Origin of the sequence: Brevibacterium sp. FAM 27836 (assembly GCF_051351055.1) — a bacterium.
In the GTDB taxonomy this organism is placed as follows: domain Bacteria; phylum Actinomycetota; class Actinomycetes; order Actinomycetales; family Brevibacteriaceae; genus Brevibacterium.
The window spans coordinates 3,279,879-3,303,349 of the sequence record NZ_CP195711.1; the positions used below are offsets into that span (position 1 = coordinate 3,279,879).

Consider the following 23,471-nt stretch of genomic DNA (forward strand, 5'->3'; position numbering starts at 1 on the left):
TGTGAGCTTGATCGCTAGTGATCGAACCTGAACAGTTTTGATCGCTTGTCCGGGGGTGTGTCGAAGCCGGTGTCGACGGAGGCGTCGACAGTGGGTCGGAAGGTCACGCAACTTCGACATCGACGCCTGCAGACCGCAGCGCCTCGAGCGGGGTCTTCTCGCTCTTGCCGTCGGTGATGAGGTGGTCGATCTCGTCGGTGGGCACGGTGAGCACAGAGGAACGCAGGCCGATCTTCGTGTGATCGACGAGCGCGATGACGCGAGTGGCGCCGGCAGCCATGGCGCGATCCGTGTCGGCGACGGGGAAGGCGGGAGTCGAGAGACCGAAGTCCGCGGCCAGCCCATTGCCGGAGAGGAACACGGTGTCGGCGCGCAGTCCGAGCAGCTGGGAGACCGTCCCGCCGCCGACGAAGGCTCGGATGGAGTGGCGGAGGATTCCCCCGACGACGATGACCTCGTTGTCGGGGGAGGAGACCATGGCCTCGGCGACGAGGAGTGAGTTCGTCACGACTCGCAGTCCTGAGCGGCCGACGAGCTCCTTGGCCAGCAGTTCGGTCGTCGTGCCGGGGCCGAGTGCCACGACGTCGCCGTTGCGCACATGCGCCGCCGCGGCCCTGGCGATTGCGGTCTTCTCTGCCAGCGCCTGTTCGAGCTTCTCCGCATAGCTCGACTCGCGGGCACTCGATACCAGCACGGCGCCGCCATGCGTGCGGATGAGCCGCCCCTCATCGGCGAGCTGGTCGAGGTCGCGCCGGATGGTCACGGCCGAGGTGTCGAGCTTCTCCGAGAGCGAGGAGATCGATACGGCTCCATCGCGTTCGATCGTGTCGACGATGATGTTGCGTCTCTGAGCGGCGATCATGGGGCCATAGTACAGACCGCGGGCCCGGAGGAGAGTTCCTCCGGGCCCGCGGTCGGGTGCGGCTTCGGGAGCGTGGCTAGCCGCGCACGAGTGCTTCGGTCAGCGTCCTCGCGGCGTCGATGACGGACTTCGCGTGCAGGCGACCCGGCTGCCGGGTGAGCCGGTCGACGGGGCCGGAGATCGAGACGGCCGCGACCACGCGATTGCTCGGCCCGCGCACGGGGGCCGACACCGAGGCGACACCGCGCTCGCGTTCAGCGATCGACTGCGCCCATCCTCGGCGACGGATACCGGAGAGCATGGTCGCGGAGAACCGGGCCCCGCGCAGCCCGGTGTGCAGCCGGTCGGGCTCCTCCCAAGCCAGCAGCACCTGGGCGGCGGAACCGGCGCGCATCGACAGCGTCGCCCCGATCGGCACGGAGTCGCGCAGACCCACGGGGCGTTCGGCCGCGGCCACGCACAGACGCAGATCGCCCTGACGGCGGAAGAGCTGGGCGGACTCACCGGTCTGATCGCGCAGCTGCCCGAGCACGGGACCGGCCGCGGCCAGCAGGCGATCCTCGCCGGCGGCCGAGGACAGCTCGGCCAGGCGCGGACCGAGGACGAAGCGCCCCTGCAGGTCACGACCGACGATGCGGTGGAATTCGAGGGCAACAGCCAGGCGGTGGGCAGTGGGGCGTGCCAGTCCGGTCAGCGTCACCAATTCGGCGAGAGAGGCGGGTCCGGCCTCAAGTGCGGAGAGAACCATTGCGGCCTTGTCGATGACCCCGACGCCGCTACCATTGCTTGTCATAGACACCATTGTGCGCGTCTCAGTGGGCGAGATGCAAGTTCGCATTGCGATACGGGCGAGTAGATTTCCCTTACGCACTCACTCCAGTGCAGACAACCCAGTTCATCGACGCGCCGACCCTCGTCGCGTCAGATCTACATCGGGTGCAGGGAACCCCTGCACCGGCGGGAGGAACCATGCCACGCACATTGGCCGAGAAGGTCTGGGCCGATCACGTCGTCTCACTTGGTGTTGACGGTGCGCCGGACCTTATCTACATCGACCTCCACCTCGTCCACGAGGTCACCAGCCCGCAGGCCTTCGATGGACTCCGACTCGCCGGGCGCCCCGTGCGCCGCCCCGACCTCACGATCGCCACCGAGGACCACAACACACCGACCTGGGACATCGACAAGCCGATCGCCGAACCCACCTCGGCCACGCAGATCAACACCCTGCGCAAGAACGCCGGGGAGTTCGGGATCCGCCTGCACAGCCTCGGCGACGCCGACCAGGGCATCGTCCACGTCGTCGGACCGCAGCTGGGCTTGACCCAGCCGGGCACGACCGTCGTCTGCGGCGACTCGCACACCTCCACCCACGGTGCTTTCGGGGCTCTGGCCTTCGGCATCGGCACCTCCGAGGTCGAGCATGTGCTCGCCACTCAGACGCTGAGTCTCAAACCGTTCAAGACGATGTCGATCACCGTCGACGGCGACCTGCCCGAAGGCTCGTCCGCCAAGGACATCATCCTCGCCATCATCGCGAAGATCGGCACCGGCGGAGGACAGGGCTACGTCCTCGAATACCGCGGCTCGGCGATCCGTCAGCTGTCGATGGAAGCACGCATGACGATCTGCAATATGTCGATCGAAGCCGGCGCCCGCGCCGGAATGGTCGCCCCCGACGAGACGACCTTCGACTACGTCAAGGGCCGCCCGCATGCCCCCGAAGGCGAAGACTGGGACGCCGCAGTCGAATACTGGAAGACCCTCTACACCGATGAAGGCGCCGAATTCGACGCCGAGGTCGTCCTCAAGGCCGAAGACATCGAACCCTTCGTCACCTGGGGCACGAACCCCGGGCAGGGCCTGCCGCTGTCGGCCTCGGTGCCCAGCCCCGATGACTTCACCGACGAGAACGACAAGACCGCCGCGGCCAACGCCCTGGCCTACATGGGGCTGACCCCGGGCACCCCACTGCGCGAGATCGCCGTGGACACCGTCTTCCTCGGCTCCTGCACGAACTCCCGGATCGAGGACCTGCGGGCCGCTGCCGAGATCGTCCGCAGCCGGAAGAAAGCCGAGAACGTCCGCTTCATGGTCGTGCCCGGCTCGGCGAAGGTCCGCCTCCAGGCCGAGGAGGAAGGCCTGGACAGGATCTTCAAGGACTTCGGCGGCGAATGGCGCTTCGCCGGCTGCTCGATGTGCCTGGGCATGAACCCCGACCAGCTCGCCGAAGGCGAACGCTGCGCCTCGACATCGAACCGCAACTTCGAAGGCCGCCAGGGCAAGGGCGGACGCACCCACCTCGTCTCACCGCTCGTGGCTGCGGCCACCGCGGTGCGCGGCACCCTGTCCTCGCCTGGCGACGTCGCCGACCTGCCGCGGGACGCCGAACCCGTGGAATGGGCCGACGAACGACTCAGCCTGTCCCTGACCCCGATCTCGGCGAACGACTGAAGAAGGAAGACGAGCCATGGAAGCTTTCAGCACCCACACCGGCGTCGGCGTTCCTCTGCGCCGATCCAATATCGACACCGACCAGATCATCCCCGCGAAGTTCCTCAAGCGGGTCACCCGCACCGGCTTCGAAGATGCTCTGTTCTACCGGTGGCGGACCAGTGACGACTTCGTCCTCAATGACCCGGACTTCTCGGCCGGCTCCGTGCTCGTGGCCGGCCCCGACTTCGGCACCGGGTCCTCACGCGAACATGCCGTCTGGGCGCTCAAGGACTACGGCTTCCGGGTCGTGCTGTCCTCGCGCTTCGGCGACATCTTCCGCGGCAACTCCGGCAAGGAGGGCCTGCTGGCCGCGCAGCTCGAACAGCACGACATCGAGCTGATCTGGAAGATCCTCGAAAACCAGCCGGGTACTTCCATCACCGTCGATCTCGAGGAGAAGACAGTGACCTGCGATTCGGTCACCGTGCCCTTCCAGATCGACGACTACACGCGCTGGCGCCTGCTCGAAGGCCACGACGACATCAGCCTCACCCTGGCCAAGGAAGAGGACATCGTCGCCTACGAATCCTCCCGGTTCGCATTCAAGCCCAAGACCCTGCCCGCCAAGGTCTGACCCTCGCCGAGGCGGCCGACTCCGGCTCGGGTCGGCCCCGCCTCGGCGAGTCGGTGGGAACCCGATGCCTGCGATAGTCTAGGACGGTGCCCCGGCCAACGTTCGGGCACCGTCTCCGGGCGTCACCATGCCCGGATCCGATCATCGGAATCAGGGAGGAACATGCTCGAAGTACGTGGGGGAAACCCGCTGGACGGCACCGTCAGAGTCCGCGGCGCCAAGAACCTGGTGCCCAAGGCGATGGTCGCCTCCCTGCTGGGAGAGACCCCATCCGTGCTCCGCGGTGTGCCCCAGATCCGCGACGTCGAAATCGTCACCGGACTCCTCGAGCTCCACGGGGTGCGTGTGAGCTCGGCCCCCGACGGAGACCAGCCCGACGGTGAACTCCACCTCGACCCGGCCGACGTCGCGCAGGGCTCGATCGTCGACATCGACGCTCACGCCGGCTCCTCGCGCATCCCGATCCTCTTCTGCGGACCGCTGCTGCACAGTCTCGGGCAGGCCTTCATCCCCGACCTCGGCGGCTGCCATATCGGGGACCGGCCCATCAACTTCCACCTCGACGTCCTCCGCCAGTTCGGTGCCGAGGTCGACAAGACTCCCGGCGGCATCATGCTCAAGGCGACCAGCTGCCTGCAGGGAACGAAGGTCGAACTGCCCTACCCCTCGGTCGGCGCCACCGAACAGGTGCTGCTGACGGCCGTGCGTGCCGAAGGCGTGACCGAGCTGCGCAATGCCGCGATCGAACCCGAGATCATGGACCTCATTGCGCTGCTGCAGAAGATGGGTGCGATCATCACCGTCGACACCGACCGGGTCGTGCGCATCGAAGGCGTGGAGTCGCTGCGCGGCTTCATCCACCGTGCCCTGCCCGATCGCAATGAGACCGCCTCCTGGGCCTCGGCCGCCCTGGCCACCGGGGGAGACATCTTCGTCGCCGGAGCCAGCCAGCCCGAGCTCATCACCTTCCTCAACATCTTCCGCAAGATCGGCGGCGAGTTCGAGGTCCAGGAATCGGGGATCCGTTTCCGCCATCCCGGCGGCAAACTCAAATCCTTCGCCCTCGAAACCGACGTCCACCCCGGCTTCATGACCGACTGGCAGCAGCCGCTCGTCGTCGCAATGACCCAGGCCGAGGGACTGTCGATCATTCACGAAACCGTGTATGAGAACCGCTTCGGCTTCACCGAGGCCCTGCGCGATATGGGGGCACAGATCCAGCTCTACCGCGAATGCCTCGGCGGCACCCCCTGCCGCTTCGGCCGCCGCAACTACCAGCATTCGGCCGTGGTCTCCGGACCCACCGACCTCAAGGGCACCCGCATCGACGTACCGGACCTGCGCGGCGGATTCAGCCACCTCATCGCCGCTCTGGCCGCCCAGGGCGCGAGCGAAGTCCACGGCATCGAACTCATCAACCGCGGATACGAGAACTTCCTCGACAAGCTCGTCGGACTCGGCGCCGAGGTGTCCGCATGAGCGCGGTCACCGAACCGGACTCGAACAACCACGACCTGGTCTCCTTCGACCCCGCCTCGGTGCGGTCTCAGAACCGGGCGGGCACCGTGGCCGCGACCGCGGCCTTCGGGCTCATGCGCACAGCCACGAAGATGAGCGTGCGCGGCATCGAACACCTGCCGCCGAAGGGCACCGGAATCATCGTCGCGGCCTACCACGCGAACCACCTCGACCCGATCCTCGTCGGCCTCGCCCTCAAACGCAACGGTCGGATGCCGCACTTCCTCGCGAAGTCCACCCTGTTCTCCGGGGCCCTCGGCCTCATCCTCAAGACGATCGGACAGATCCCCGTGCTGCGGTCATCGGCTTCGGCGGGAGACTCCCTCGAATACGCGAAAGACGCCCTGGCCCACGGGCAGACCGTCGTCATCTACCCCGAAGGCACGCTGACGAAGGACCCCGAGCTCTGGCCCCAGCATTTCAAGACCGGCACCGCCCGGCTCGCGCTCGAGACCGGAGCCCCGATCATCCCCGCCGCCCACTGGGGACTGAACACGATCTTCCCGCGCGGCCAGAAGAAGCTGCGCTTCAAACCCTTCAGCAATGAGTCGACGGTCGTCTTCGGACCGCCCGTCGACTACTCGGACCTGTGGGTCCACCGTGCCGAGAAGGCGACGATGGGGAAGCTGTCCAAACGGCTGAAGGACACCATCGCACGGATGGTCGCCGAACTGTCCGAACGTGCACTGCCGCAGCGATTCGAAGAGAAGGAGACGGGCGAATGAGTGTGGACAAGATCGCGGTCCTCGGAGCCGGATCGTGGGGGACGACCTATGCCGCGGTCATCGCCGACGCCGGGTTCCCCGTCACCCTGTGGGCCCGCCGCGCCGAGGTCGCCGAGGAGATCAACACCTCACACACGAACGACCGCTACCTCGGCGAGCGCATCCTGCCCGCGGGTCTGTCCGCGACCGCTGATGACATCGCCGCCGTCACCGACGCCGAGGTCATCGTGCTCGCCGTTCCCGCCCAGACTCTGCGACAGAACCTCTCCCGGTGGAAGCCGCACCTGCGTCCCGGGGTCAAGCTCGTGAGCCTGATGAAGGGCATCGAGGTCGACACCGGCAAACGCATGTCCGAAGTCATCGCCGAGGTCGCCGAGGTGGACGAGAACCAGATCGCCGTCGTCTCGGGCCCGAACCTCGCCCGTGAGATCGCGGACCGGCAGCCGACCGCCACCGTCGTGGCATCGGCCGATATCACCACCGCCGAGGTGGTCGCGGAGATCAGCGCGAACGCGTACTTCCGTCCGTACACGAACACCGACGTCGTCGGCGTGGAGGTCGGCGGTGCAATCAAGAACATCATCGCCCTGTCCGTGGGCATCGCCGACGGGCAGAAGCTCGGCGACAACTCGAAGGCCTCGATCATCACCCGCGGACTCGCCGAGACCTCCCGACTGGCCGCGGCCATGGGCGCGGAAGCGCACACCCTGTCCGGGCTGGCCGGGCTCGGCGACCTCGTCGCCACCTGCGCCTCACCCTTGTCGCGCAACCGCACCTTCGGGCGCCACCTCGGTGAGGGGATGAGCCTCGAGGACGTCATCGCCCACACCTCGCAGACGGCCGAAGGCGTGAAGTCGGCCCCGGCCGTGCTCGCCCTGGGCCGCCGCTTCGACGTCGACCTGCCCATCACCGAGGCGGTGTGCGCGGTGCTCGCCGGCAAGCTGCGGGTTGACGAACTCGCCGGTTTGCTGTTGTCTCGGAAGCGTAAGCACGAAGGACCCCCGGCCTAAGGAGCATCATGAGTGCGAACTCACCGTTCTACAATCTTCCCGAACTCCCGACCTTCACGCTGACCAGCACTGACATCGAGGACGGCGGGGTGCTCACCGGCCCCCAGCTCTCCGGTGCCATGGGTGTTCCCGGCGGCGAGGACGTCTCCCCGCAGCTGTCCTGGTCCGGCTTCCCGGCCGAGACCAAGGCCTTCGCCGTGACCTGCTTCGACCCCGATGCCCCGACCGGATCGGGATTCTGGCACTGGGTCGTCACCGACCTCGACGCCACGACGACGAGCCTGCCCGCCAACGCCGGTGACCCGGCCGCAGACCTGCTGCCCGGTGGTGCCGTGACGCTGCGCAACGACGCCGGAGAGCCGCGCTTCGTCGGTGCCGCCCCTCCGGAAGGCCACGGCCCGCACCGCTACTTCTTCATCGTCACGGCCCTGGCCGAACCGCTGGGCATCGACGAATCCGCCTCACCTGCCTTCGCCGGTTTCAACATGTTCTTCAAGGGCATCGGCCGCGCGTGGCTGGAATGCACCTTCGAGGCCAAGTGAGCTAGAGTCTTTCAGTCCGCGCACACCTCGACGGCGTGCGCACCCCCGTTTCCGGTCCCAGTTCGGGGGAGCTCCACACAACAAGGAATCTCATGGCAGACAACGATCACCGGCCCCTCGTCGCAGTTCTCTTCGGCGGGCGTTCGAGCGAGCATTCCGTCAGCTGCGTCACCGCGGCCGGAGTGATCGGTGCCATCGACGCCGAAGCCTTCGACGTCCTGCCGATCGGCATCACGAAGACCGGCGTGTGGCGGGTCGTCGACGACTGGGCGAGCATGCGCTTCGACCCCCAGGACATGCCCGAGGTCACCGACAACGGCACCGAGGTGATTCCTCCGCTGGCCGCAGACGGGGCGCCTCTTCTGCAGCGCGACGCCGAGGGCAACTGCTCCGAACTCGGCTCCGTGGATGTGTTCTTCCCGCTCCTGCACGGACGCTTCGGTGAGGACGGGACGCTGCAGGGTCTGTTCGAGCTCAGCGATACCGCGTTCGTCGGTTCCGGTGTGTTCTCCTCGGCCGCGAGCATGGACAAGCACTTCACGAAGTCGCTCATGGCGCAGGCCGGGATCCCCACCTGCCCGTGGGAGCTCGTGACCGAGACGATGTGGGAGATCGACCGTGCCGAGGTCGAGGCCCGCATCGCCGGCCTGGGCCTGCCCGTGTTCGTCAAACCTGCCCGCGCCGGCTCGTCCATGGGCGTGAGCCGAGTCGCCGAGGCGGCCGACCTCGAGGCCGCACTCGCCGGAGCCTTCGAACACGATTCCAAGGTCATCGTCGAACCCCAGGTCAACGGCCGAGAGGTCGAATGCGCGGTGCTCGGCTCGCTCTACGATACGACCCTGCGCGTGTCCTCACCGGGGGAGATCAGCGTCACCGGCGACCACGCCTTCTACGATTTCGATGCGAAGTATCTCGATCTCGCCGATGCCGAGGTCACCTGCCCGGCCGACCTCGATGAGATGACGACGGAGGCGGTGCAGGACGTGGCCGCAGCGGTGTTCCGTCTCTTCGACTGCACCGGCCTGGCCCGTGTCGACACCTTCGTCACGGACACCGGGGACGTCGTCGTCAACGAACTCAACACCCTGCCCGGGTTCACCCCCACCTCGGCGTACCCGTTCATGTGGGCGAAGTCGGGAGTCGAATACTCCGAGCTCATCGGCGAACTCATCTCCATCGCGCTCGTCGATCACGCCCGCGCGAAGTGAACCTCTAGTCTTCGACGTCCTCGGCGCCGACGCATTCGGCTTCGGGCTCGAGCTTCGCCAGGGCCGGGGAGACCGCGGCGAGCACATCGTTGCCGGATTCGGCCTTGCGGTTGACGAGCACCTCGACGGCGGGCTTCCGGCCATAGCTGGTGAACATCCACGTCGCATCGTCATCGTCGTCCGACGGCTTCGAGATCCAATCGACTCCGCTGACACTCACACACTGATCGGTCGTCGGCCCGGGCGGGGTGACCCCGCAGCGCAGCACCGCGATGTTCGGATCGCCCCACGCCTTCGTGCCCTGTGAGGACGTGGTGCGGGCCTTCTGCCCGGAGATCTCATCGGGCAGGGTGAGCATGATGTCCGCACACTTCGGGTTCGCGGCATCCTTCGCCGGTTCGACGATGACCTTGTGCGCACAGCCGGAGAGCGCGACGCCGACCAATACGGCGGCCACGGCGGCCAGGGCCAGAGAGCGCGGGCGATGCGGCGACCGCGAGGCGCGGCGCGGCGACTGTGAGACGCGGCGCGGCGAAGCAGAGCGAGATCTCATAGGACTACCGTATCTCCCGATAACCTGGAGGCATGACCCGACTGTCCGAACTTCGCGAATCACACATCATCGCCCGCGTGCTCACTGGCAACCCGAGCAGCGCTCACGTGATCGTCGGACCCGGAGACGATGCGGCCGTGACCGCACCGGACGGTCGGCTCGTATCGACGGCGGACATGCTGGTGGAGAACGAGGATTTCACCCGCGACTGGTTGGAATGGGAGAAGCTCGGCCGGAAGGCCGCCGCCCAGAACCTCGCCGATGTCTGCGCCATGGGTGCCCGCCCGCACGGACTGCTCGTGTCCCTGGCCGTTCCCGACGACACGGACATCACCGCCGTCGAAGCCCTGTACTCGGGTCTTTTCGCCGAGGCGGGGCGTGCCGGTGCCGCACTCGAGACCACCGTGCCGATCATCGGCGGAGATCTGTCGTCCTCCGGCCTCATCGTCGTCGCGATCACCGCACTCGGGACCGTGGGCCAGGGCAGCACCGCGGCCGCTGTCGGCACCGCAGGTGTGGACGGGCCGGGCACGGGTCCGGCGATTCTGCGCTCCGGCGCCCGACCGGGAGATTCTCTCTACCTCGCCGGGACGGTCGGTCGGGCCGCGGCCGGACTCGACCTCCTCTTCTCCGGTCTCCGACCGGACACGGCCGCACCCGAACTCGCCTCCCTCATCACCGCCCAACTGGCCCCACGCCCCGACTACGGGGCGCTGCTCGGTCTGAGGGCCGCCTCGGCGATGATCGACGTCTCCGACGGTCTGAGCCTCGATCTGGCCCGGATCGCCGTCGCCTCGGGGGTCGGCGTCGAGCTCGACCGGACGGCGCTGCAGGATCTCGTCGACCCGCTGCTGCCGGCCGCTGAACAGGTGCTCGGTGAAGTGGCGGGCGCAGCGGATCTCGCCCTGTCCTGGGTCCTCCACGGAGGAGAGGACCACGGCTTCGTCGCGTCGAGCGCCTCGAGTCAGGACCCTGGAGTAGGCTGGCGGAGAATCGGTGAGATCCGCACCGGACACGATGTCAGCCTCGACGGCACACCCGTGCCGACGAGCGGTTTCAGCCATTTCGGGAAGTGACATGAGCAACGCCATCAGCCTCAACGGTCGACTGGCCGCCCGTTGGGCCCGTCGGGCGGTCGACCGGCTGCGCAAGGAACGCACCGAGATCGACGAACTCAACGTCTTCCCCGTCCCCGACGGCGACACCGGCACGAACATGTACCACACCCTGCGCTCGGCCTACCTCGCCGTCGAAGAACTCACCGGACCCGTCACCCTCCCGCAGGTCGTGGCCGCACTCGCCGCCGGTGCCGGCCGAGGCGCACGCGGCAACTCCGGACTCATCCTCGCCGTCGCCCTCCAAGGCGTCGCCGATGCCTTGGCCGAGGTCACCGTCGCCACCGCCGACGCGATGGCCACCGCCCTCGAGACCGCATCCGACCGGGCCCGCGCCGCCGTCGCCCGGCCCGTCGACGGCACCATGCTCACGGTCCTTGACGCGATGGCCACCGAGGCGCGTGAACGCGCCGAGACCGGTGGTGACCTGCTCGAAGTCATCGAAGCCGTGCGCGAACGCTCGCGTTCGGCCCTGCGTGAGACCACCGGTCAGCTCACGGTCCTGCGCGAAGCCGAAGTCGTCGACGCGGGATCGACCGGCATCGTCGAACTCTTCGACCTCCTCTACGCGACCGTCACCGGACGCACCCCGCAGGATTCGATGCTCACCGAGGTGGCCCGCGCCCCGAAGATCATCCACGAGGCCACGGCCGAGGAGCTCGAGATCGTCGTGATCCTCGCGACCGCCCCCGCCGCCGAGCTCGCTGAGGAGCTCGACCGCCTCGGCGGGACCTCGATCGTCATCACCGCGCACAAGGTCCACGTCCACGTCATCGACGAAACGGTCGCCGCGACGGTCATCGACCACCTCGGCGGCTATGGGATCGCTCGCCTGGACATGGAGGATCTGCGCCTGCACGAGGAGGAGGGGGAGACGAAGCTCGTCGCCCTCGTCCAGGGCACGGGACTGCTCATGCATGCTGCGCTCAACGGGGCCACGGCACTGACCTCGTCGGTCGGGGATCTCGCGGAGACGATGTCCGAACTCATCGCCTCCGAAGACCGTGAGGTGATCGTCGTGCCCAGCTCCACTTCGGCGCTCAAGGCCCTCTCCGGGCTGCGCGCGGTCACGGGAAAGGATGCGGAACGGGCCGGGCGGGCGCAGGTCGTGCGCTCACGCAACGCCGCCACCCTGCTCTCGGCTCTGGCCGTCTACGATCCCTTCGCCCCGGCCGCGGAGATCTTCGCCGATATGACCGAAGCCGCTGCCGGCACCCGGGTCGGGACGATCTTCTCGGCCGATCAACTCGCCACGGACCCGCCGACCGGGGTGCTGCCGATCGTCCGCGAAGGCGACGACGCAGGAACAGCCTCGGCGCTGGGAGCAGCGGCTCATCCGGCGCAGTTCTACCGGGTCTACATCGAAGGCAAGGCGAAGACGCAGAGCACGGAGCTGAGCACGCTCGTCGTCAAACTCGCCGACCGGCTCCTCGGGGCCGGGGGAGAGCTGCTCACCGTCGTCCACGGACCCGACTGCGTCCCCGAGGTGCTCGACCATCTGCGGGACTGGATCGCGAAGTCCCACGACAATGTCCACTTCCAGGAGTTCGACGCCCGCGACCGCGGGGTGCTCGTCATCATGGGGGTCGAATGACGACCCGGCTCGAAGACAATTTCCGCAAGGCCGACCGCACGCACCTGGCCAAACGCGGTGTGCACACGGTGGCCGACCTGTTCCGGTTCTTCCCCCGTCGCTACCTCGTCCCCGGTGAGTCCACACGGTTGGGCGATCTGCCGCTGGGGGAGACCGCGATCATCCAGGCCGAGGTGATCAGCGTGAGCACACGGCGGATGAAGCAGCGGCGCGGCACGATCACCGAGGTCATCGTCCACGACGGGGAACAGTCGATGAAGATCGCGTTCTTCAACCAGCACTGGTTGGACAAGGCTCTGACGCCGGGGCTGACCGTGGTATTCGGCGGCAAGGTCGAATCTTACCGCGGGCAGCTCACCCTGGCCTCCCCTGCGTGGCTCAACCGCACCGAGGACGACCACGAGTGGACGCCAGAGGATCTCAACTCGCCGTTTCCCATCTACCCGGCGGTCAAGAAGATCGCGCAGTCGCGGCTGTGGAGCGCGATCAAGACTCTGCTCAGCGTGGCCGGGCCCGAAGAGTTCGCCGACCCCCTGCCCAAGGGCCTGCGCGAGAAATACGATCTGCCGGATCTGCGTACGGCGCTCGAGGACATGCACAAGCCGCGCCGGATCGAGGACGTCGAGAGGGCCCGCCAGCGGTGGAAGTGGGAAGAGGCGCTGGCCCTGCAGACCGAATTCGTCTCCCGCAAGGCCGCCTATGCGCAGGAGAACGCCACCCCGCTGCTGACCGAGGGGCCGAAGAGCCGGCGCTTCGACTCCTCGCTGCCCTTCACGCTCACCCCGTCCCAGGTCAGAGTCGGTGAGGAGATCGGTGCGGACATGGGCCGGGAGCAGCCGATGCACCGACTCCTCCACGGAGATGTCGGCTCCGGCAAGACCCTCGTGGCTCTGCGGGCGATGCTCACTGCCGTCGATTCCGGGGCCCAAGCCGCGATGCTCGCCCCCACCGAGGTCCTCGCGACTCAGCATTTCCACTCCATCCAGCACTTCCTCGGCGAACAGATGGGGCTCTCGCCCCTGCTGTCCGAGGACGACCAGGTGACGGTGGCGCTCATGACCGGATCGATGCCGGCCCGGGAGCGGCGGGAACTCGCCCTCGACCTGGCCACCGGGAACATCGACATCGTCGTCGGCACGCATGCGCTGCTGTCGGCATCGACGATCTTCGAGAACCTCGGGCTCATCGTCGTCGATGAACAGCACCGCTTCGGTGTCGAACAGCGTGAGGCGATGCGGGCCAAGGGCGGGGAGTCCACCCCGCACACGCTCGTGATGTCCGCGACCCCGATCCCGCGCACGGTCGCGATGACGGTCTTCGCCGATCTCGACATCTCGACACTGACCGAGATGCCGGCCGGGCCGAAGAACATCGCCACCCACGTCGTGCCGATCGTCGACCAGCCGAACTGGTTCGCACGGGTCCGGACGCTCATGCGCGAGACCGTCGAATCGGGGCGCGGGGTCTTCGTCGTCTTCCCTCGGATCGAACCCACGGACATCGAGGACCCGGAGACCGGTGCCGTGATCGGACAGAAGCAGGGCATCGAGGATCTCAGCCGCAAACTCGAAGACACCCCGGAGCTGTCGGGGAAGAGATTCGGGCTGCTGCACGGGCGGATGTCGACCGGTGAGAAGGACAAGGTGCTCAAGGACTTCGCCGACGGGGACATCGAGATCCTCGTCTCGACGACGGTCATCGAGGTCGGAGTCGACGTGTCACGGGCGACGATGATGGTCATCGCCGAGGCGGAGAACTTCGGTGTCGCCCAGCTCCACCAGCTGCGCGGACGTGTCGGACGTGACGGCAGTGCGGCCATGTGCTTCCTGCTCACCGAGCTGAGCGAGACCGATGAGAGCTTCGCGCGGCTGCAGGCCGTGGCCGAGACGCTCGACGGATTCGCCCTCGCCGAGTACGATCTGGATTCCCGCGGGGAAGGCGATGTGCTCAGCGCCTCCCAATGGGGCGGATCCTCGCTGCGGCACCTGTCGATCCTCCGCGATTCCGAGATCGTGGCCGAAGCCAGGAGAGTCGCCGAGCAGATCGTCGCCGTCGACCCGCAGCTCGACGCGGTACCGGCGCTCAAGGCCTTCATCCGGCGGGTGCTGCCCGAAGGCGACGCACACTTCATCGAAGCAGGCTGAGGAGGCAGGTATGAGAATCATCGCCGGAGCGCACAAGGGTGCCCGCTTGTCCTCCCCGTCCGGGGCGAACACGCGCCCCACTGCCGATCGGGTCAAGGAATCCCTGTTCTCCATGCTCGAAGGCTATGGGGTGCTGCAGGCCGCGAACGTCCTCGACCTCTTCGCCGGATCCGGAGGCCTCGGATTCGAAGCGATGTCACGGGGCGCCGCGCAGGTCGACTTCGTCGATTCGTCGCTGACTTCCATCCGCTCCCTGCAGTCCAATGCCGAGAAGCTCGGTATCGAACACTCCGCGGAGGTGCACGCCGGAGACGTCCTCCACTTCCTGGCGGGACTGCCGGTGACGGACGCCCCGGAAGCGCGGACGTTCGACCTCGTGTTCATGGACCCGCCGTATCCGCTCAGCGAAGACGCGGTCACACAGATCCTCGGACGGCTGACCGCGCACCTGGATCTCGAGTCGATCGTCGTCGTCGAACGCGCCGCACGCTCACCGGAGCCGACGATGCCCGACGGGCTGGAAGTCTTCCGGTCGAAGACCTTCGGTGAGACCGCGGTCCATTTCGTCCAGCTCGTCGGGGAGCCGGGCGAGGCCTGACTCCCCGACGCGGTGCTGACGCTTCGGAAGCGAGATCAGAGCACGCTGGAGAGGAACGACCGCGTGCGCTCGTGCTGCGGGTTGTTGAAGATCTGATCCGGCGGACCCTGCTCGAGGACCTGACCGCCGTCGAACATCATCACCCGGTGGGAGACGTCGCGGGCGAACTGCATCTCATGCGTGACGAGCAGCATCGTGATGTCCGTGGTCTCGGCGATGTCGCGGAGCACTCCCAGCACGTCTCCGACGAGCTCCGGATCCAGTGCCGAGGTCACCTCGTCGAGGAGGAGGATCTCCGGGCTCATCGCCAGCGCACGGGCGATCGCCACACGCTGCTGCTGACCGCCGGAGAGCCGGGTCGGGTGCTCATCGGCCTTCTCGGCCAGCCCGACGCGTTCGAGCAGCTCCTTGGCTTCCTTGCTCGCTTCGCTCTTGGACTTGCCGAGCACATGGACAGGGGCCTCGATGATGTTCTCGAGCACGGTCATATTCGGGAACAGGTTGAACTGCTGGAAGACCATGCCGATGCGCGTGGTCATCTCGCGAGTGCGCTTCTTCGGCAGTTCGACGCGCTTGCCGTCGCGTTCCTCGAAGGTCAGCGGCTCGCCGTCGACGAAGATGTAGCCGCCGGTGAGCTCCTCGAGCGTCATCACCAGGCGCAGGATCGTCGTCTTGCCGGAACCGCTGGGCCCGATGAGGGTGACGCGTTCGCCGGGTGCGACGGTGAAGTTGAGGTCCTTGAGCACGGTCGTGGGCCCGAAGCTCTTCTCCACGTCCTTGAACTCGATCGCCGGGGTGCCCGAGGCTGAGGCGTTCGGCCCGGAGGGGGTGGCTGGGGTGTTCTCAGTAGGTGGCAAGGCGTCGATCCAATCTCTGAATGAGCAGTGAGGTCGGGTAGCTGGCGGCGAGGAAGATGATGCCGGCCAAGGTGAAGGCTTCCGTGTAGGCGAAGGTCGAACCGCCGAACTGCTTGGCCGCAGTGACGAGCTCGACGACGGAAATCGCGAACAGGAACGGGGTGTCCTTGAACATCGCGACCGCGTAGTTGCCCAATGACGGGATGGTCGCACGCAGCGCCTGCGGCAGGATGATGGCCGTGAACTTCCGCACGGGCGGAAGCGACAGGGCTGTCGCCGCCTCGTGCTGTCCGGGAGGCACAGAGTCGATGCCGGCACGATAGCTTTCGGACATGTACGTCGAGTAGTGGATGCCGATGACGATGAAGCCGATGACGAGTGCAGGGACGTCCACGAGTCCGGGGATGCCGGAGAAGGCGAAGTAGACGAACATCAGCTGAACGACCAGTGGAGTGTTGCGGATGAATGCCACGAGCAGTCGCACGAGCCAGTTGATCCACCGCGGCAGTCCGCGGATGGCCACGGCGAGGATGAGGCCGAGGATCGCGGCGATGACAGTGCCGATGACCGTGGCGATGAGAGTGTTGACGAAACCGTGGAGCAGGAGGGGCAGGGCTTCAGCGGCGAATTCCCAATTCCAGTTCACAGGTCACCTCCCTCGCCTGAAGAGGGACGTTTGAGCGGATCCGTTCCGAGTCCCGAGTTTGTGCCTTCACCCGCGACGCCGTGTGAGACGAGGCGGTCTTTGCGCACGGTGTCCGCGCGGGCGGCGCGTCGGGCCTCACGACGGTCGGTGCGCGAATTCGGGCGTCGGCGGCCGAGTGCGGCCGTGGCCCTGCGTTCGAGGAAGTTCATGAACTCCTGCAGCATCCAAGCGAGGATGAAGTAGATGATGAGACCGATGGAGAATGCGAAGTATGTATCGCCCGTCGACTGGCGCAGCTGATTGATCTTGTCGGTGAGATCGGACAGCGTGATGAAGAAGACGACCGCCGAGCCCTTGAGCAGCTGGATGAGCAGCGTCGCCAAGGAGGGGATCATCAGAGCCCAGGCCTGTGGGAAGATGACACGCAGCATCCGGCGGGTGGGGGAGAGGCTGAGCGCGATCGCGGCCTCCCACTGGCCGGGCGCCACGGTCTTGATCGACGAGCGGACGACCTCGGCCGAATAGGCACCGTAGTTGAGCGCGAGAGCCCCGATGCCGCAGAGCAGCGGGTCGAGTTCGAATCCGAGGAGCGGGAGGACGTAGAACAGCCAGAACAGCTGCACGAGCAGAGACGTGCCGCGGAAGAACTCGACGATGATCCGTGCAGGGGCGCGCAGCCACCAGTGCGGCGAGGTCATCGTGATGCCGAGGACGAGCGCGATGATGATGGCGCCGACCGAGCCCGCGACCGTGAGGATGATCGTTGTCTGAATTCCCTCCCACAGCTGTGGGAGGAAACTCAGCAACGTTGCGAGATTGTCGTTCATGATCTCAAGTGCCGAAGGACGACTCAGGAATCAGCGGTGGGCAGGTCGCCCTTGCACAGCTGATCGGTCGTGATCGAACCGTCAGGACGCTCTTCCTTCGTGAATCCGTAGTCACCGACCACGTCGAGGTAGGACTTCTCATCGGAGACGATGTTCTCCAGAGCCTTGTTCCACTCGTCTCGGAGTTCATCGTCATCGGTGCGGAAGACCGTGGCACCGGCACCGACCTGCGGAACATCGTCGATGACCTGGACGAAGGAGTCGCTGACTTCGACGCCGGAGTCCTTCGTGTTCTTCTCCATCCAGTTGAGCGAGATGGCGGTGAGGGCGAAGACATCGGCGCGGCCGGTCGTCACGGCGTCCATGCCGTCCTGGGGCGTGCCGACCTCTTGGGTCTTGATGCCCAGGTCCTTCGCATAATCTGATTCGACGGCGCCGGTCATCGTCGCGAGTTTGGCGCCCTTCTTCTTGACGTCGTCGAGGTTCTTCATGCCGTCCTGCTTGCCCTTCTTCGTCATCAGGGCGGTGGTGTACATGAATTCGGGATCGCCGAAGGAGGCCTGTTTGCAGCGGTCGGGCAGGATCGACATGCCGGCTGAGATCGCGTCGAAGCGTTCGGCGTTGAGGCCGGGGATGAGGGAGCCGAATTCGGTGTTGACGCCTTCGACGTCGTCGACGCCGAGCTCCTTGAACACGGCCTTCGCTATGGCGACGGACGCTCCCTGGAGCTCTCCGCCCTTTTCGAAGCTGTACGGGGCTTCGCCGGCGAAGCCGACGGTGATCTTTCCGTCGTCGATGGCCTTCTGCAGAGTCGACTTGTCCGAGTCGCTTCCTCCGCAGGCACCGAGGGTGAGCGTCAGCGCGAGAATCGATGTCGCGGCGGCCAGTCCTTTGAGTTTCATGTGCTGTTCCTTCCTTGAACGTCGACACATCGTCGTGACGTGCGTCTCCTGGACAGTATTCAATACTTATGTTGTCCGAATGTCACACTGTCAGACAAAGTTATATGATCGTAACCGTGACGAATCCTCCCGCCTCCGAGCTGCCGGTCCTGCGCAAAGTGGTCCGTTCCTCGACGAGCGACCTCATCGCCGACCAGCTGCGCAATGCCATCTACAACGGATCGCTCGAACCCGGGCAGTCGATCAACGAAGTGCGCACCGCCGAACTCCTCGAGGTGTCGCGGCCGTCCCTGAGGGAAGCGCTGCAGCGGCTCATCAGCGAAGGCGTGATGACGCATGCGCCGGGGCGGGGAGTCCATGTCAAGAAGATGCGGGTGACCGACATCGACGACGTCTATGCCGTCCGGGAAGCCATCGAATCGCAGGCGATCAAGCTCATCATCCGGCGGGAGCGCGCCACCGCCCGGATCACCCGCGCGCTCAGGGAGCTGGAGCGGGCGATCGAAGACAATGCTGCGCGCACCATCGGCGATGCCGACCTGTCGTTCCATCATGCGCTCGTCGCCTGTTCCGGTTCGGCCCGGCTGACAGACCTGATGAAGGTCTCGATGGTCCACACCCGTCTGCTGTCTCTGTCGGACCGACGCGGCTACGAGGTTCGCTGCGACGTCCTCGACAGCCACCGCGAACTCGCCGAGGCGGTCACCGCCGGCCGCGAATCACAATCCCTTGGGGTCCTTGCCCGGATCATGGCCGAAGCGGCTTCCCGACTGCACGGGCCCGACGCCGGAGTCGACGCGCAGGTCGTCAAGGCCCTCGACGACGGTGCCGCCGCCGATGACCAGTGGTCGCGGCTGCGGGAGAGAGTGCAGTGAGCACGGTGGGGCGTCCGCGACCCGGGATCGGCACCGCAGGCGACCGCCAGCCGATACGATGAGGGCATGAAGGTCGTCTGTCCCGGTTCCTATGATCCGATCACCATGGGTCATCTCGATATCATCGCCCGCAGCGCACGCCTGTTCGAGGAAGTGGTCGTGGCCGTCGTGCACAACCCCTCGAAGTCCGGTCGTTTCGCCCCGGAAGTCCGCGCGGACCTCATCCGCCGCTCGCTCGATGACGATGAGCGAACCCGGAGCGCCGAGAACGTGAGCATCGACATCGTCTCCGGCGGCCTCCTCGTCGACTACTGCACGAGCATCGGTGCACCCGCCGTCGTCAAGGGGCTGCGTTCGGGCACGGACTTCGCCTACGAACTGCCGATGGCGCTGATGAACAAACACCTCACCGAGCTCGAAACGATCTTCGTCCCCGGCAATCCGCGGTTCGAACACGTCTCCTCGTCTCTCATCAAGGAAGTCCACGCGAACGGCGGGGACATCCACGGGCTCGTCCCCGCCTCGGTGCTGGAAGCTCTGCACGGTCATGACACCGGTGCCGGTGATGACGGCTCCGGCAACGACAGCGCCGACTGAGGGATGAGCGCGGCCGCAACACCTGCCAACAGGGCCTGGTTCCCGGGCCTCGTCACCCACACCGTCATCGCACACGCGACGTACAACGGCGTGCGCGTGCTCATCTCCTACCGGACCCTCGAGCTCGGCGGATCGGGGGTCGTCCTCGGTCTCATGACCGCCGTCTACTCCCTCGTTCCGCTGCTCACGGCCCTCTTCGTCGGCCGGCTCGTCGATCGGGGGTACGCCACCGCGGTGCTGTGGGTCGGCACCATCCTGTCGATCCTGCCCGTCGCGCTCGCGGCCGTCGCACCCAACCTCGGCGTACTCCTCATCGCCACGATGAGCTTGGGCGTCGGGCAGCTGCTGACGACCGTGGCCTCCCAAGCGCTCATTCCGCAGAGCTTCCCCGCCGACCGGATGACCGCGAAGTTCGGCCACCTCACCCTCGGGGTGTCCATGGGCCAGACCATCGGACTGCCCGTGGCCGGCATGATCGCCGACGCCACCTCGGGTGACGCCGCGATCACCAATGCGCTGTGGTTCATGACCGCGCTGTCGGCGCTGACCCTCATCGCCGCTGTCGTCGTCATGCTCCGCGGGCGCACCCCGCACGTCTCCCGCGCCGAGGCGGCCGAAGGCGCCATCGCACCGTGGACGCTCCTGTCGACCCGGGGAATGAAACCCGCGATCTTCGCTTCCATGGCCACGCTCGCCGCCGTCGACCTGATGACGGCGTACCTGCCGCTCATCGGACAGGAGAACGGACTGTCCGTGACGCTGGTGACCTGGCTGCTGGCGCTGCGAACGCTCGCCTCGGTGATCTCGCGCCTGTTCATCGGGATGCTCACGACCAGGTGGCGCAACCTGTCCCTGCTGTGGACCGCCTCGGCGACGGCCGGTGTCTGTGTCGCGCTCATCCCCGTGCTCAGTCAGCCGTGGACGCTCGGACTCCTGCTCGCCCTCGCCGGATTCTGCTTCGGACTCACCCAGCCGCTGACGATGACCTGGGTCTCGACCCTGGCCGATGCGAAGAATCGGGCCGCGGTGCTGTCCATCCGTTTGGCGGGCAATCGACTCAGCCAGGTCGCGATCCCCTCGGCCGCCTCGGCGCTGACGGTCATCGCCGGTTCCGGGGCCGTGTTCATGATCGCCGGCGCGCTGCTCCTCGTTGCCGGGGGAGTGACCTGGCGCAACGAACACGAGCGATGGTGATGAGGAACACCTGCGGCGGTCGATCGGGGCGATTGGTAATGACCGCCGATGATGATTAGAATGGTGAGTCGCGTGTGAACGCAGGAGCGACATCCTCAAACCACCGGGAGGACGGCATGAAGCAGCGATCTGAATTCGTCTTCGATCTCAGATCGATGGGTCTGCTCGGCAATCCGGGTGAGTGGGAACGGGTGAACACCACCTTGTCTGCTCCAGCGGATCTCAAGATCGAAGTGATCGGGGTTGGTCAAGGTTCACCACTGGCGCTCGAGCTGATGTTCGAGAGCGTGTCGGAGGGGATCTACGTGTCGGGCACAGTCTCGGCGACGGCCCGCGGCGAGGACGCGAGGACACTCGAGCCCATCGAGCTGCCGATAGATGTCGACATCCAGGAGATGTACGTCTATGAGCAGGCCGAAGGCGACGAGGACTCCTACGTCATCGACCGGGATCAGCTCGACCTCGAGCCCGCGATCAGAGACGCCGTGGTGATGGCTCTGCCGTTCAATCCTTCACAGGATGAGAGCGAGGAGTTCAGCTACACCCTGGGGGAGGACCTCGAGGTGGAACCGGACGAATCCGAATCGCCGTTCGCATCATTGAAGAATCTGTTGGATGAGAAGAAAGAGAGCTAGACGTGGCTGTTCCGAAGCGTAAATTGTCGCGCAGCAACACCCGCCACCGTCGTTCGCAGTGGAAGGCCAAGGCTCCGAACCTGGTCAAGACTGTGGAGAACGGTCGCGTTGTGTACTCGCGCCCCCACCAGGCCAAAGTCGTCGAAGACGCAGCCGGCACCCCGCTGTACCTCGAGTACAAGGGCCGCAAGGTCGCTGACGTCTGAGACTGTGGACACTGACACCACAGCAGCACTGAAGAAGAGTCTCGGGATCGATATTGATCCCGAGACTTTTCGTCTCGCGCTCACGCATCGTTCTTATGCCTTCGAGGCCGGCGGAATCCCCACCAATGAGCGCCTCGAGTTCCTCGGCGATTCCGTGCTCGGCCTCGTGGCCACCGAATCGCTCTACTACGACAACCCGGACCTGCCCGAAGGCCAGCTGGCCAAAATGCGGTCGGCCGTGGTCAACACTCGAGCCCTGGCCGCGATCGCCCGCAGGCATGGGATCGGCGAGCACATTCTGCTCGGCAAGGGTGAGGAGCTGACCGGCGGCCGCAACAAGGATTCGATCCTCGCCGACACCGTCGAGGCTCTCATCGGCGCCGTCTTCGTCTCTCGGGGACGCGACGTCGCCTTCGCCTTCGTCCATCGCCTCATCGACGGCATGCTCGACGACGCGGTCAACCTCGGCGCCGGAATGGACTACAAGACCACGCTGCAGGAGGCTGCGGCCGACCTCAGCCTCGGGGCCGTGAGCTACGAGATCACCTCGTCCGGGCCCGACCACGCTATGGTGTTCACCGCCACCGCGATGCTCGGCGACAACGGCTGGGGCAGCGGGGACGGCTCGTCGAAGAAGGCCGCCGAAGCCGCCGCCGCCGAGGTCGCCGTCAAAGCCATCCGCACCGTCTACCCGGACTACCGTCGCTGAGCGATCTGTGGGTCCGCGTGTGACAGGACGGTGTTCCCATGCCTGAGCTTCCCGAGGTCGAAAGCGTCCGCCGCGGCGTCGACGAATGGACGACGGGGACGACGATCACCGGCGCCGAGGTGATCGACCCCCGAATACTCGGCACGACCTCCCAGCGCCGCATCGACCCGTCCGCGATCGACGGCTTCGTCACCGCCGTCAACGGTGCGCACATCCTCGGTGCCGAACGGCGCGGGAAGTTCATGTGGCTGAGCCTGGGGGAGGGCAGCCGGCCACAGCCGGGCCCGGCCGATCGGCAGAATACGATGCTCGGAGAGACGCCCGAGTTGGGCATTCTCGTCCATCTCGGGATGAGCGGGCAGCTGCGCATCCACGATCCGAATGACGAACTGCACCGGCACACGCGAGCGATCCTGCGCCTCGGCGGCAGCGACAGTGAGCTCGGTGGCCGAGCAGGCGATGGGGCAACCAACGGTGGGGCAGCCAACGGTGGGGGAGGCGTCGCCGGAGTGGGTCGCGAACTGCGCTTCGTCGACCAACGGATCTTCGGTCATATCGGCGTCCAACCGCTCGTGCACGGGTATGGGCGGCTCGTGCCCGCCTCGGCGATCCACATCGCCGCAGACCCACTCGAACCCGCATTCGACCCCGAACGGGTCGTGGAAGCTCTGGCGAAGAAGCGCACGGCGATCAAAGCGGCGCTGCTCGACCAGACTTTAGTCAGCGGCATCGGCAACATCTACGCCGATGAGGCGCTGTTCCGGGCGGGAGTCCATCCTTCTGCTGTCCCTGCGCGCACGCGGAAGAGCCGCCTCGTTGCGGTCCTCGAATCCGCGACGAAGGTGATGACCGATGCCTTGGCCGTGGGCGGGACGAGTTTCGATGCCCTCTACGTCAACGTCAACGGCGAATCCGGATACTTCGACCGGGCGCTGCTCGTCTACGGGCGCGGAGGACAGGAATGCGTGCGCTGCGGGACCGAGATCGCGAGGATCACCGTCGGCGGCCGCGGCACTCACTTCTGCCCGGAGTGCCAGAAACCCCCACGGTACCGGTAGTCCCCGGGCCGATCACCTCGGCGAAC

Annotated in this window: 25 protein-coding genes; 18 read left to right on the plus strand and 7 right to left on the minus strand. The window is 66.4% G+C overall.

Annotation, left to right across the window (positions count from 1 at the left end; all coding sequences use genetic code 11):
* Positions 1 to 103: 103 nt before the first annotated feature.
* Positions 104 to 862: a DeoR/GlpR family DNA-binding transcription regulator gene (locus ACSE4D_RS14685; protein WP_135539512.1), complete on the minus strand. Its 759-nt coding sequence runs from the start codon at positions 860 to 862 to the stop codon at positions 104 to 106.
* Positions 863 to 938: 76 nt separating this feature from the next.
* Complete coding sequence (locus ACSE4D_RS14690) at positions 939 to 1,655, minus strand: IclR family transcriptional regulator (protein ID WP_135539510.1); 717 nt, start codon at positions 1,653 to 1,655, stop codon at positions 939 to 941.
* A 176-nt stretch (positions 1,656 to 1,831) separates the two neighbouring features.
* On the opposite strand from ACSE4D_RS14690, the gene leuC reads away from it, so the two are divergent.
* The 7 genes from leuC (at position 1,832) to ACSE4D_RS14725 (ending at position 8,935) form a co-directional block, all read left to right on the plus strand.
* Positions 1,832 to 3,316 (plus strand): 3-isopropylmalate dehydratase large subunit, encoded by a 1,485-nt coding sequence (gene leuC / locus ACSE4D_RS14695; protein WP_436326153.1) that lies wholly within the window; start codon positions 1,832 to 1,834, stop codon positions 3,314 to 3,316.
* A 16-nt stretch (positions 3,317 to 3,332) separates the two neighbouring features.
* Positions 3,333 to 3,932: a 3-isopropylmalate dehydratase small subunit gene (leuD, locus tag ACSE4D_RS14700; protein WP_135539506.1), complete on the plus strand. Its 600-nt coding sequence runs from the start codon at positions 3,333 to 3,335 to the stop codon at positions 3,930 to 3,932.
* 162 nt (positions 3,933 to 4,094) lie between these two features.
* Positions 4,095 to 5,411 (plus strand): UDP-N-acetylglucosamine 1-carboxyvinyltransferase, encoded by a 1,317-nt coding sequence (gene murA, locus ACSE4D_RS14705; RefSeq protein WP_425118820.1) that lies wholly within the window; start codon positions 4,095 to 4,097, stop codon positions 5,409 to 5,411.
* Positions 5,408 to 6,175, plus strand: a complete 768-nt coding sequence (locus tag ACSE4D_RS14710; RefSeq protein WP_425118818.1) for a lysophospholipid acyltransferase family protein — start codon at positions 5,408 to 5,410, stop codon at positions 6,173 to 6,175. Before murA ends, ACSE4D_RS14710 begins: the two co-directional genes overlap by 4 nt.
* Entirely contained in the window at positions 6,172 to 7,185 is a 1,014-nt protein-coding gene (locus ACSE4D_RS14715) for an NAD(P)H-dependent glycerol-3-phosphate dehydrogenase (protein ID WP_425118817.1), read from the plus strand. Before ACSE4D_RS14710 ends, ACSE4D_RS14715 begins: the two co-directional genes overlap by 4 nt.
* 8 nt (positions 7,186 to 7,193) lie before the next feature.
* Positions 7,194 to 7,727, plus strand: a complete 534-nt coding sequence (locus ACSE4D_RS14720) for a YbhB/YbcL family Raf kinase inhibitor-like protein (RefSeq protein WP_135539498.1) — start codon at positions 7,194 to 7,196, stop codon at positions 7,725 to 7,727.
* 92 nt (positions 7,728 to 7,819) lie between these two features.
* Positions 7,820 to 8,935 (plus strand): D-alanine--D-alanine ligase family protein, encoded by a 1,116-nt coding sequence (locus tag ACSE4D_RS14725; RefSeq protein WP_135539496.1) that lies wholly within the window; start codon positions 7,820 to 7,822, stop codon positions 8,933 to 8,935.
* A 4-nt stretch (positions 8,936 to 8,939) separates the two neighbouring features.
* On the opposite strand, the gene ACSE4D_RS14730 is transcribed toward ACSE4D_RS14725, so the two are convergent.
* The gene (locus ACSE4D_RS14730; protein WP_135539494.1) at positions 8,940 to 9,488 is read right to left on the minus strand and encodes a DUF3515 domain-containing protein; all 549 of its coding nucleotides are present in this window, start codon (positions 9,486 to 9,488) and stop codon (positions 8,940 to 8,942) included.
* Between the two features lie 32 nt (positions 9,489 to 9,520).
* Here ACSE4D_RS14730 and thiL point away from each other — a divergent pair, with 32 nt between their 5' ends.
* From thiL to rsmD, 4 genes are read left to right on the plus strand one after another with little or no spacing between them, the layout of a single operon-like run.
* Entirely contained in the window at positions 9,521 to 10,564 is a 1,044-nt protein-coding gene (gene thiL / locus ACSE4D_RS14735; RefSeq protein WP_135539492.1) for a thiamine-phosphate kinase, read from the plus strand.
* Position 10,565: 1 nt separating this feature from the next.
* Positions 10,566 to 12,197 (plus strand): DAK2 domain-containing protein, encoded by a 1,632-nt coding sequence (locus ACSE4D_RS14740; protein WP_135539490.1) that lies wholly within the window; start codon positions 10,566 to 10,568, stop codon positions 12,195 to 12,197.
* Complete coding sequence (locus ACSE4D_RS14745) at positions 12,194 to 14,341, plus strand: ATP-dependent DNA helicase RecG (protein ID WP_436326154.1); 2,148 nt, start codon at positions 12,194 to 12,196, stop codon at positions 14,339 to 14,341. The genes ACSE4D_RS14740 and ACSE4D_RS14745 overlap by 4 nt, the downstream gene beginning before the upstream one ends.
* A gap of 10 nt (positions 14,342 to 14,351) precedes the next feature.
* Positions 14,352 to 14,939: a 16S rRNA (guanine(966)-N(2))-methyltransferase RsmD gene (gene rsmD / locus ACSE4D_RS14750; RefSeq protein ID WP_135539486.1), complete on the plus strand. Its 588-nt coding sequence runs from the start codon at positions 14,352 to 14,354 to the stop codon at positions 14,937 to 14,939.
* Between the two features lie 35 nt (positions 14,940 to 14,974).
* Here the strand turns inward: rsmD and ehuA are convergent, their stop codons facing one another.
* From ehuA to ehuB, 4 genes are read right to left on the minus strand one after another with little or no spacing between them, the layout of a single operon-like run.
* Positions 14,975 to 15,796, minus strand: coding sequence for an ectoine/hydroxyectoine ABC transporter ATP-binding protein EhuA (ehuA, locus tag ACSE4D_RS14755; protein WP_425118815.1), 822 nt, complete (start codon positions 15,794 to 15,796; stop codon positions 14,975 to 14,977).
* Positions 15,783 to 16,442, minus strand: coding sequence for an ectoine/hydroxyectoine ABC transporter permease subunit EhuD (gene ehuD / locus ACSE4D_RS14760; protein ID WP_425118814.1), 660 nt, complete (start codon positions 16,440 to 16,442; stop codon positions 15,783 to 15,785). Before ehuD ends, ehuA begins: the two co-directional genes overlap by 14 nt.
* Entirely contained in the window at positions 16,439 to 17,269 is an 831-nt protein-coding gene (gene ehuC, locus ACSE4D_RS14765; protein ID WP_425118813.1) for an ectoine/hydroxyectoine ABC transporter permease subunit EhuC, read from the minus strand. Before ehuC ends, ehuD begins: the two co-directional genes overlap by 4 nt.
* 23 nt (positions 17,270 to 17,292) lie before the next feature.
* Complete coding sequence (gene ehuB / locus ACSE4D_RS14770) at positions 17,293 to 18,171, minus strand: ectoine/hydroxyectoine ABC transporter substrate-binding protein EhuB (protein WP_135539478.1); 879 nt, start codon at positions 18,169 to 18,171, stop codon at positions 17,293 to 17,295.
* A 116-nt stretch (positions 18,172 to 18,287) separates the two neighbouring features.
* On the opposite strand from ehuB, the gene ACSE4D_RS14775 reads away from it, so the two are divergent.
* The 7 genes from ACSE4D_RS14775 (at position 18,288) to mutM (ending at position 23,445) form a co-directional block, all read left to right on the plus strand.
* Entirely contained in the window at positions 18,288 to 19,046 is a 759-nt protein-coding gene (locus tag ACSE4D_RS14775; RefSeq protein WP_425118812.1) for a GntR family transcriptional regulator, read from the plus strand.
* 66 nt (positions 19,047 to 19,112) lie between these two features.
* Positions 19,113 to 19,643: a pantetheine-phosphate adenylyltransferase gene (coaD, locus tag ACSE4D_RS14780; protein ID WP_135539475.1), complete on the plus strand. Its 531-nt coding sequence runs from the start codon at positions 19,113 to 19,115 to the stop codon at positions 19,641 to 19,643.
* Between the two features lie 3 nt (positions 19,644 to 19,646).
* Positions 19,647 to 20,837 (plus strand): MFS transporter, encoded by a 1,191-nt coding sequence (locus ACSE4D_RS14785; RefSeq protein WP_135539473.1) that lies wholly within the window; start codon positions 19,647 to 19,649, stop codon positions 20,835 to 20,837.
* A 155-nt stretch (positions 20,838 to 20,992) separates the two neighbouring features.
* Entirely contained in the window at positions 20,993 to 21,472 is a 480-nt protein-coding gene (locus tag ACSE4D_RS14790) for a YceD family protein (RefSeq protein ID WP_240689754.1), read from the plus strand.
* A 2-nt stretch (positions 21,473 to 21,474) separates the two neighbouring features.
* Positions 21,475 to 21,678: a 50S ribosomal protein L32 gene (gene rpmF, locus ACSE4D_RS14795; protein WP_025777330.1), complete on the plus strand. Its 204-nt coding sequence runs from the start codon at positions 21,475 to 21,477 to the stop codon at positions 21,676 to 21,678.
* Between the two features lie 4 nt (positions 21,679 to 21,682).
* Positions 21,683 to 22,387, plus strand: coding sequence for a ribonuclease III (rnc, locus tag ACSE4D_RS14800; RefSeq protein ID WP_135539469.1), 705 nt, complete (start codon positions 21,683 to 21,685; stop codon positions 22,385 to 22,387).
* A gap of 38 nt (positions 22,388 to 22,425) precedes the next feature.
* On the plus strand, positions 22,426 to 23,445 hold the full coding sequence (mutM, locus tag ACSE4D_RS14805; protein WP_135539467.1) for a bifunctional DNA-formamidopyrimidine glycosylase/DNA-(apurinic or apyrimidinic site) lyase: 1,020 nt from the start codon (positions 22,426 to 22,428) through the stop codon (positions 23,443 to 23,445).
* Positions 23,446 to 23,471 lie beyond the last annotated feature (26 nt).